The following is an 8,871-nucleotide window of genomic DNA, read 5'->3' on the forward strand; positions in this document are numbered from 1 at the left end:
CTCCTTGGAACTTCCAGAAAAAGATTCGCTGTTGTTTCACGCCTCAACGGAATGCGTGGCGAAAAGGCTCAGCATTCCCTCACGTCGAGGATGACGGCTTCATTTCTCAGGGGATTCACCTTGCCGAGGCGCACGTGCAGTTCCTGGCCGGGGAACACCTTTTCCCCGAACAGCGAGCGCTTGCCGCGCAGCCCGAGCTGCACCTCAGGCAGGCTTACGCTCACCCACATGTCGTTTTCCTCCGCAACCTCGGCCTTCCAGCAGCACTCGTCTCCGTGGGCCCTGGCCTGCTGCTGGATATAAAGATACTTCCAGTAGCGCGGACGGAAGCGCTGCACCTGTCCCGCGGCCTCAAGGCGTATGGAAAGATGCATGAGAATGTCCGAAAGCTCCTCGCGGGACCAGCGCACGGTTCCGCGGGTCACCATGCTCAGAAGCTGGGCCTCGTTCACAAGGTCGGTGAAGCGGCGCAGGGGCGACGTGACGGGGCTGTAGGCCGAAAGTCCCATGCCGGCGTGCGGTCTCGGCACCACGTCGAGAGAGGCGGCCACGAGAATGCGCACCACGCGGGCGATGTCCGGCGCGCTCTTCCACACGCCGGCGTACTCTCTGGGCACGGCCACGTCCTGCGTGCGGAAAAGAAGGGGCACGTCGTTCTTCACGGCCCATTCCGCCAGCGCGGCGTTGGCCACCACCATGAGCTCGGCCACAAGAAGCTGCGCCCTCGGCGCGGAAGGGTAGGGCCTCAGCTTCACCGTGATGTCCGCGCCCTCGCCCTCAAGCTCGAAGTCGATTTCGGGCCGCTCGATGATGACCGCGCCGTGATCCACGCGGCAGGCCAGCCGCCTGTCGCTCATGGCCGCGGCAAGGCGCAGGGACTCGACAAAGGGCGAAGCGGCGTTCTCTTCGCCGTCCAGCGCGGCCTCGCAGTCGGGATAGTTGAGATTCTTCGCAATCTTTATGGTGGAAAAGCGGAAGGAGCCCTCGCCGAGCGTTCCGTCGGGAAAAACGTGGGCGCCCACCACAAGAGCGGGCCGCGCCTGTCCCTCGAAAAGACTGAACGCCCCTTCGCCGAGCGCTTCGGGCATCATGTGGCAGTTGCCCTCGGGCAGATAGATGCTGGTGGCGCGATGGAACACGGCCTTGCCGAGCGGGCTGTCGAAATCCCAGAGCCAGGCGGGACAGGCAAGCGCCACTTCCACGTCCCAGCCGCCGTCGGCCGCCGCAGCGATGCAAAAGGCGTCGTCGATGTCGCGGGTGGTGGCGCTGTCGATGCTGATGAAGGCCGAATCCTCGGCCGGAGGAAGGCCTTCTTCGCTTTCCACGGCCTGAACGAGCGCCTGCGTTTCCGAAGCAAAGGCCTCTTCCCACGCCGTGCCGGACTCGTAGTCCGCGCGGTCGAGCCAGAAGTTGTAGTGCTCGGGCACCAGGCCCCAGGTCATGGCGAGCAGAAGCGCAAGATGCGGATCGTCGGGCAGGCCCTTGGTCACCTGCTTCCAGAGCGCCTCGTCCTCCACGGTTTCCGGGTCCCTCATGCGGGCGCGGAGCATTCTTTCCAGCCTGCCCCGCACGGGCTCTTCCGGCGCGGTGGAGGCATCCGGCGCCGGATGGCGGCCGATGCGCGCTTCCCACAGGCGGCGGAACCAGTCCGCACCGCCGCATACCATGGCCTCGCGCACGCGGGCGGCTTCCTCGGCCTGACGGCGCGATTCCACCGTGGCGGCGTCGTAAATTTCAAATTCCGGAGGCTGAAAGCGAAAGTGCGTCTTGCACTGCAGAAGCGCCCTGCCGCAGGCCGCCACGGCATCGGCGTCGGGACTCGTGTAGCCGAGCTCGGCAAACCACTCGGCCGGAGCCCTGTCCATTTCGCCCTGAGCCATTTCCCACAGTTCCATGGGCGCGACTTCGGAGGCCAGACGTTCACGACGCTCACGGTGCCTGTTCAGAAGGTCGACCACGGCGTCCTTGCTCTGCGTCGCGGGATAGGAAGGGCCGGCCCAGGGAAGAATGCGCGAGGGAGAGAGCGTGGTCTCCCGGCGGTTGGGCAGAAAAAGACGAAGCTTGCCCTTCTGCTCCTCCATCACCCACGCTATCTGGGGTTCGTTGCCCTGCATGAATTCCACGATACAGCCCGCGGAAGGGTTCTGCACAATATGCGATGCCATGTCTTCATTCCTGAAAAAACAAATGTGGTCAGACCGGCCCCGGCAGCCCGGAGGCGCTGCGTCTGCGCGCCGTCGCGCGGGAAGGGGGAAGGCCGAAAGTCAGGACTGCCCGACCCTGCGGGCGGTCTCAAAAAAACGTGCGCGGCCTGCCACGGATGAAAGCAGGGTCATGCGTCCCCGGTCGCGATGGGAGGCATGAAGAGAGGCATCCATGACAATGCCGGGAAAGCTCGCGCCTCCCCGGCATGTTGCTTCATCAGTGTCTGAAGGATCTCTGGCCGGTGAACACCATGGCCACCTGAGGTTCGTGCTCGTTGCAGGCCTGCACCACTTCCCAGTCGCGTATGGAGCCGCCGGGCTGGGCAATGGCGGTCACGCCCTGGGCCATGACCACGTCCACGCCGTCACGGAAGGGGAAGAAGCCGTCGGACACCACCACGGAGCCGATGAGTCCGCCCTTGCTTTCTCTGGTCTCACGGTTGATCTCTTCCAGCGTGGCCGCGGCTTCGGCATCGGAAAGGGCCTTCTGCTGAAGCTCGTAGAGGGAAAGACCGGTACGCTTGAAGGAGAGCACGTCGGCATGCTTGGTGTAGGCCTTGTGGATGGCAAGTTCCGCGCAGCCCACGCGGTCCTGCTCGCCGGTGCCGATGGCCACGGTGGCGCCGTTGCGCGCGAAGATCACGGAGTTGGACGTCACGCCGGATTCCACGGCCCAGGCGAAGAGCAGATCTTCGGCTTCCTGCTCCGTGGGCTTGCGAGCCGTGAACACGGTGCCGTCCTTCTTGGTGCCGGTGGCGGGCATGAAGTCGTCCACGCTGGTAATGCGGTTGACAAACGACTTCTGCATCACGATGCCGCCGTCGGTGAGGCTCTTGAAGTCGAGCATGGGAATGCCGCGAAGCTCGTCGAGATGAGCAAGTCCGGGCAGCTCGAAAATGCGCAGATTCTTGCGGCCCTTGAGCACGTCGACCACGCCTTCCTCAAAGGAGGGGGCGGCCACCACTTCAAAATACTGGGAGGCGATGAGCTCGGCGCACTTCATGTCCAGCGGACGGTTCACCACCACCGCGCCGCCGAAAGCGGCGATGCGGTCGCACCAGAAAGCGTTGTTCAGCGCGTCGAACAGATTGTCGGCCCAGGCCGCGCCGCAGGGATTGTTGTGCTTCAAAATGGCGGCCGCAGGCTTCTTCGTGAGGTACTGCAGAATGTTGCAGGCATTGTCCACGTCGGTGAGGTTGGTCTTGCCGGGATGCTTGCCGGACTGCACCATCTGCTTTTCGGTCAGCGCGGACACGATGCCCTGACGGGGCGAACGCCACTTGAGGTTGGCCACCTTGTTCTCGCCTTCCACGAATTCATACAGGGCCGCGGGCTGATCGGGGTTTTCACCATAACGCAGGCCGCGCACTTCGCCGCCCATTTCCCAGGTGCGCTTGTGATAGGTAAGCACACTGTCTCCCAGCGTGATGGTCATGGTATCGGGGAATCCGTCCGCAACGATGGTGCGGTACATATCTTTCAGCTCGCTCATGTCAACTCCGCCTCGGCGATAAAGATGTTGGAGAGAACCGTCCGCGGCTCGAAGCCGCGAGGCGAAGGAACAGACGTCGTCCGACATTCGTTCCTTGGGGAGTTTATCTATTTATCATAAAAATCGTCTGCGGGCAAATTGCCGTGTTTCTGCCGCCCCGGGGGAAGGGACGCAGAATTCATTTGCCCGCGCCGCCCTTGCAGGATATAACCGGAGCGAGTTCACAAGCGAGGAAAACAATGGAAAAAATGCTGCTCAAAATGGCCCGTCAGCTCAACGCCATGGACGAGGCTTCCCTCATGGCCCTGTGGAACAAGTATCTGCAGCGCGTACAGGACTTCGACGCGTCCCGGGAATGGGAAGAGGCGACCATCGTGCTTTCCCTCATTCAGGCCGTGCGCGCCAAGAATCAGCTCTTCAACACGAAATGGGAAGAACGCGAGTCGCTCAGAAATGCGCCCGTCCGGGAAGAGAACACCGGCGAGATGCGCCCGTGGCGACGCTTTTCCCCCGCCGACGGAAAGCCGGATTCCCGGCCGCAGAGGAAAGCCACGGTGCATCAGTTCCACCCGCTTCCCTGACCATCCCTTTGATCACATCTTCGGCGCTCCGCCTTCGCGGGGCGCCTTTTTCACGACATCAAGCCCCCCTGTCGTCTTTGCCGGGCATTTTCCGCATGGTGCGAAAAAAACGGCCCTTGTCGTCACGATGCGGCATCTTTCAGGCGCCTGCCGGCGTTCAGGACAAGGCTCGTCACGGTCCGGGCCGGAAAACGCAGCACGCCTCCCATTCCTCACTTCTTCTGACAGTGCGCGCACCACACCGTGGCGCGACCGGCCACGCGGCCCGAGGCGAGCTTTCTGCCGCAGACCGCGCACTTCTCCCCCGCTCTGCCGTACACGCGAAAACGGTTCTGAAACGCGCCCACGTCGCCACGCGCCGTGCGGTAGTCCCGTATGGAACTGCCGCAGTCGCGTATGGATTCAAGCAGCACCTCCACAAGAGCGCGATGCAGCCGGAAAAGCCGCTCCACCGAAAGCGACTTTCCCGGAGCGTCCGGCCGTATGCCCGCCCGAAACAGACTCTCATCGGCGTAGATGTTGCCCACGCCCGCCACCACGGACTGGTCAAGCAAGAGCGCCTTCACCGCCCGGCCCGAGGAAAAGCGCGCGGCAAAGGCCTTGTCCGAAACTTCCAGAGGCTCCGGCCCGAGCTCACGCCAGAACGCCCACCGCTCCATTTCCCAAGTCGAGAGCGCCCGCACCTGCCCGAACTTGCGCGTGTCGTCGAAGAAAAGAAGCCTGCCGTCATCCAGCGTGAACACGACGCGCGTGTGCTTTTCCGGCGCGGTGCCCGCCGGGTACACGAAAAGCCGGCCCGTCATGCGCAGGTGAAAGGCCAGCGCCGTCACCTCGCCGGGATCTTTTCCGTCAAGCGCGGGACGGCCGTGCACCACGCCTCCCGCCGTATAGACGAGCGGCCAGAGCGAAGCGTCGGAAGGGACGGGAATCTCCGTCTCCGGGCATGAGGCGGGCAAAGCGGCCGCCCCGCGGGAAAGATGGAGCAGAAGCAGCTTGCCGCGCCTGCCCGCGGCCGTGATCACGAATCCGGCTGCGGACACCTCCGAAGCCGGAACTTCTCCCTGCCACGTTCCGGCGTTCAGCACGTTCACGGCCGCAATGCGCCGTCCGCACACCTGCGGCGCGAGCGTGCGCGCCACGGTCTCCACTTCGGGAAGTTCAGGCATGTCTTTTCTCCCTTCATTGAAAAACGGCGGACGGAGTCCACGCGACGCAAAAGCACGTCCGTGGCAGATATCTGAAACAGCGTCTCTCTCCCGCCCCTGAAACCTCGCCGCCCGAAAAGCCCGGAAGAACAAAAAAGAGGGGGAAGAAGCGCTCGCCCCTTCCCCCGATGAAACCGGACTAACCGGCAATCTTCTGCTTCAGAATCCTGAAGGCCTCGTCGATGCCCTCGACATTGCTGCCGCCGGCCTGGGCCTGATCGGGACGGCCGCCGCCGGAACCGCCGATGGCCGCGGCCACGTCGCGGATGAGCGCGGGAGCGGTGAAGCGGTCATGCAGATCCTTGGAAACGTAAAGAATCATCTGCGCCTTGCCGTTGTCTTCCGCCACGAGGCAGGCCACGCCGGAAGGCATCTTGGAGCGCACGTCGTCCATCATTTCGCGAAGCGCCTTCACGTTCATGGAACCGGCCTTCACGGCCAGCACCTTCACGCCGGCGACCTCTTCCACGGCGGACATGACGTTGCCGCGGCTTGCGGCCTGCGCCTTGTCGAGCTCCTTGTGCAGCGTCTTGATTTCCTTCTGCATGGCTTCCACGCGGGAGGCGAAGTCGGAAGAACGAACCTTGAGCAGGGAACCTATGGCGTTGAGTTCGGCACGGCGTTCGGCCATGACCTTGTAGGCGTTCCAGCCCGTGGCGGCCTCGATGCGGCGCACGCCGGCGGCCACGCCGCCTTCGGAGAGGATGACGAAGGAACCGGCCTGACCGGTGCGGGAAAGATGCGTGCCGCCGCAAAGTTCCATGGAGCAGGGCTCGACGCCCTCGGCGCCCATGCTCACCACGCGCACCTTGTCGCCGTACTTTTCATTGAACAGCGCCATGGCGCCGCACTTCACGGCCTCGTCGTGATCCATGACGCGGGTGGTCACGGGGTAGTCGGCCATGATCATGGCGTTGACCTCGCGTTCCACGGCGGCGATTTCCTCGTCGGTCATGGCCGCAATGTGGGTGAAGTCGAAACGCAGATGGTCGGGCCCCACGGAGGAGCCGGCCTGATGCACATGGGAGCCGAGCACCTTGCGCAGGGCGGCCTGAAGAAGATGCGTGCAGGAATGGTTGCGGGCCGCGGCCATGCGGTCGCCTTCGGTGACTTCCAGGGAGACTTCCTGCTCGGCGCGGATGACGCCCTCGGTCACTTCAATCTGCTGCACGGTGAGCGTGGGCATAGGCTTCAGGGTGTCGGTCACGCGGGCCTTGCCCTCTTCCGTGGAAACGAGACCGGTGTCGCCGCTCTGGCCGCCGGACGCGCCGTAGAAGGGAGTCTGAAGCGCCACGAGGTAGCCCTTCGCTCCGGCTTCCAGCTTTTCCACGGGAAGCGCGTCTTCATCGAGAAGCGCCACGATGCGGCTGTCGGCCCTGAGCGTGTCGTAGCCCACGAATTCCGTCTGCATTCCCTCTTCGAGCAGTCCGCGGAAGCGGGCGGCAAGGTCCTTTTCGCCGGAGCCCTTCCACGCCGCGCGGGCGCGGGCGCGCTGCTCCTGCATCTTTTCGGCGAAGCCTTCCTCATCCACGGTGAAGCCGCGCTTGTAGGCCACGTCGGAAACGATGTCGAGCGGGAAGCCGTAGGTGTCGTTCAGGCGGAAGGCCACTTCGCCGGGAATCACGGTCTTTCCTTCAGCGGCAAGACGCTCAAGCTCGTTATCGAGCATGGCAAGGCCCTTGTCGAGGGTCACGCGGAAGCGGTTTTCCTCCTCGAACACCACGCGGGAAAGAAATTCGGCGTGTTCGCGAAGTTCGGGGTAATCGTCGCCCATGACTTCCACCACCTTGCCCACGGTCTTGTAAAGGAAGGCTTCGTGCAGGCCCATGAGCGTGCCGAAGCGCAGGGCGCGGCGGATGAGACGACGCAGCACGTAGCCGCGGCCTTCGTTGGAAGGCAGAATGCCGTCGGCGATCATGAAGGCGGCGGCGCGGCTGTGGTCGGCGATGACGCGCAGCGCGGTGTCCACGTCGTTGGTGTCGGGAGCGGAGAAGCTGTACTTCACGCCCGCGATGGAGGCGGCGTACTGAATGATGTCCTGGAAAAGATCGCAGTCGAAGTTGGAGCGCTTGCCCTGGCACACGGCAGCAATGCGCTCGAGGCCCATGCCGGTATCGATGTTGGGATGCTCCAGCGGCACGCGCACGCCGGGTTCCTTCTGGTCGTACTGCGTGAACACGAGGTTCCAGATTTCAAGAAAGCGGTCGCAGTCGCACTTGCCGATGCCGCAGTTCGGGCCGCAGGCCATGTCCTCGCCCTGGTCGATGTAGATTTCCGAGCAGGGGCCGCAGGGACCGGTGTCGCCCATGGTCCAGAAGTTGTCCTTCTCGCCCATGCGGGTGATGTGATCGGCGGGCATTCCGGCGATTTCCTGCCACAGCTTGTAGGCCTCGTCGTCGTTCTCGTACACGGTGACGTAGAGCTTTTCGGCAGGCAGATGCAGCTCTTCGGTCACGAACTTCCACGCGAAGGTGATGGCCTCGCGCTTGAAGTAGTAGGCAAAGGAGAAGTTGCCCAGCATTTCGAAGAAGGTATGATGACGGGCGGTGCGGCCCACGTTTTCAAGGTCGTTGTGCTTGCCCGACACGCGCAGGCACTTCTGCGAGGTGGCCGCGCAGCGGTAGGAGCGGCGCTCCTGACCGAGATAGAGCTTCTTGAACTGCACCATGCCGGCGTTGGTGAAGAGCAGCGTGGGGTCGTCCTTGGGCACGAGGGAAGAGGACGGCACTATGGCATGACCGTTCTTTTCAAAGAATTCCAAAAATTTGTGACGTATTTCCTTGGCAGTGAGCATATATTCTCCCGATGGGCCGCACCGCGGCCCTCATAAGGACGGGGGAAGAAGCTTCTTCCCCCGCAACATTCCGTTTTCCTGAGCAGAAAAGCCGGACGCGCCCGCCTTGCTGCCCGGGCTTCCCGAAGGAAGCCTCTCCGCACCCGAAGCGCCGGCCCGTGGCCCTGCGCAGGGCGGAAATTTTCAGAACGCCGAAGCATCCTCCGCGCTTTCTGCGGAATCTTCGGCTTGCCGGAGCGGCCTAGTAGCCTTCGTCGTAGCTGTCCTCGTCGCCGGGCACGCCCTCGTCCTCGACGGGAGCGGACGGAACGGCGGCGGTCATGTCGAGGCCGACGCCGAGATGTTCCTTGACCTTGGCTTCTATTTCGTCGCGCAGGGCGATGTTCTCGTTGAGCATGTCGCGCACTCTCTCGCGGCCCTGACCCAGCTTTTCGTCGCCGTAGGCGTACCACGCGCCGCTCTTGTCCACAATGCCCGCGTCCACGGCCATGTCGAGTATTTCACCCGCGCGGGAAATGCCCGTGCCCCAGATGATGTCGAACTTGGCTTCGCGGAAGGGCGGGGCCATCTTGTTCTTGACCACCTTCACGCGGGT

The 8,871-nt window shown here is 63.5% G+C and carries 5 protein-coding genes and 1 pseudogene; 1 reads left to right on the forward strand and 5 read right to left on the reverse strand.

The window, feature by feature from the left end:
* Positions 1-68: 68 nt before the first annotated feature.
* Entirely contained in the window at positions 69-2,165 is a 2,097-nt protein-coding gene (locus QZZ60_RS03605) for a ribonuclease catalytic domain-containing protein (protein ID WP_295637921.1), read from the reverse strand.
* Between the two features lie 256 nt (positions 2,166-2,421).
* A complete protein-coding gene (locus tag QZZ60_RS03610; RefSeq protein ID WP_295637923.1) occupies positions 2,422-3,696 on the reverse strand; it encodes an IMP cyclohydrolase in 1,275 nt (424 codons plus the stop codon).
* Between the two features lie 239 nt (positions 3,697-3,935).
* Here QZZ60_RS03610 and QZZ60_RS03615 point away from each other — a divergent pair, with 239 nt between their 5' ends.
* On the forward strand, positions 3,936-4,277 hold the full coding sequence (locus tag QZZ60_RS03615; protein WP_295637926.1) for a hypothetical protein: 342 nt from the start codon (positions 3,936-3,938) through the stop codon (positions 4,275-4,277).
* A 212-nt stretch (positions 4,278-4,489) separates the two neighbouring features.
* Here the strand turns inward: QZZ60_RS03615 and mutM are convergent, their stop codons facing one another.
* The 3 genes and pseudogenes from mutM to QZZ60_RS03630 form a co-directional block, all read right to left on the reverse strand.
* Positions 4,490-5,443, reverse strand: coding sequence for a bifunctional DNA-formamidopyrimidine glycosylase/DNA-(apurinic or apyrimidinic site) lyase (mutM, locus tag QZZ60_RS03620; RefSeq protein ID WP_295637928.1), 954 nt, complete (start codon positions 5,441-5,443; stop codon positions 4,490-4,492).
* Between the two features lie 178 nt (positions 5,444-5,621).
* On the reverse strand, positions 5,622-8,276 hold the full coding sequence (gene alaS, locus QZZ60_RS03625; protein WP_295637931.1) for an alanine--tRNA ligase: 2,655 nt from the start codon (positions 8,274-8,276) through the stop codon (positions 5,622-5,624).
* Between the two features lie 241 nt (positions 8,277-8,517).
* Positions 8,518-8,871: pseudogene (locus QZZ60_RS03630) on the reverse strand (DNA recombination/repair protein RecA); the annotation flags it as partial.

This window comes from uncultured Mailhella sp., assembly GCF_905187505.1.
Lineage (GTDB): Bacteria > Desulfobacterota > Desulfovibrionia > Desulfovibrionales > Desulfovibrionaceae > Mailhella.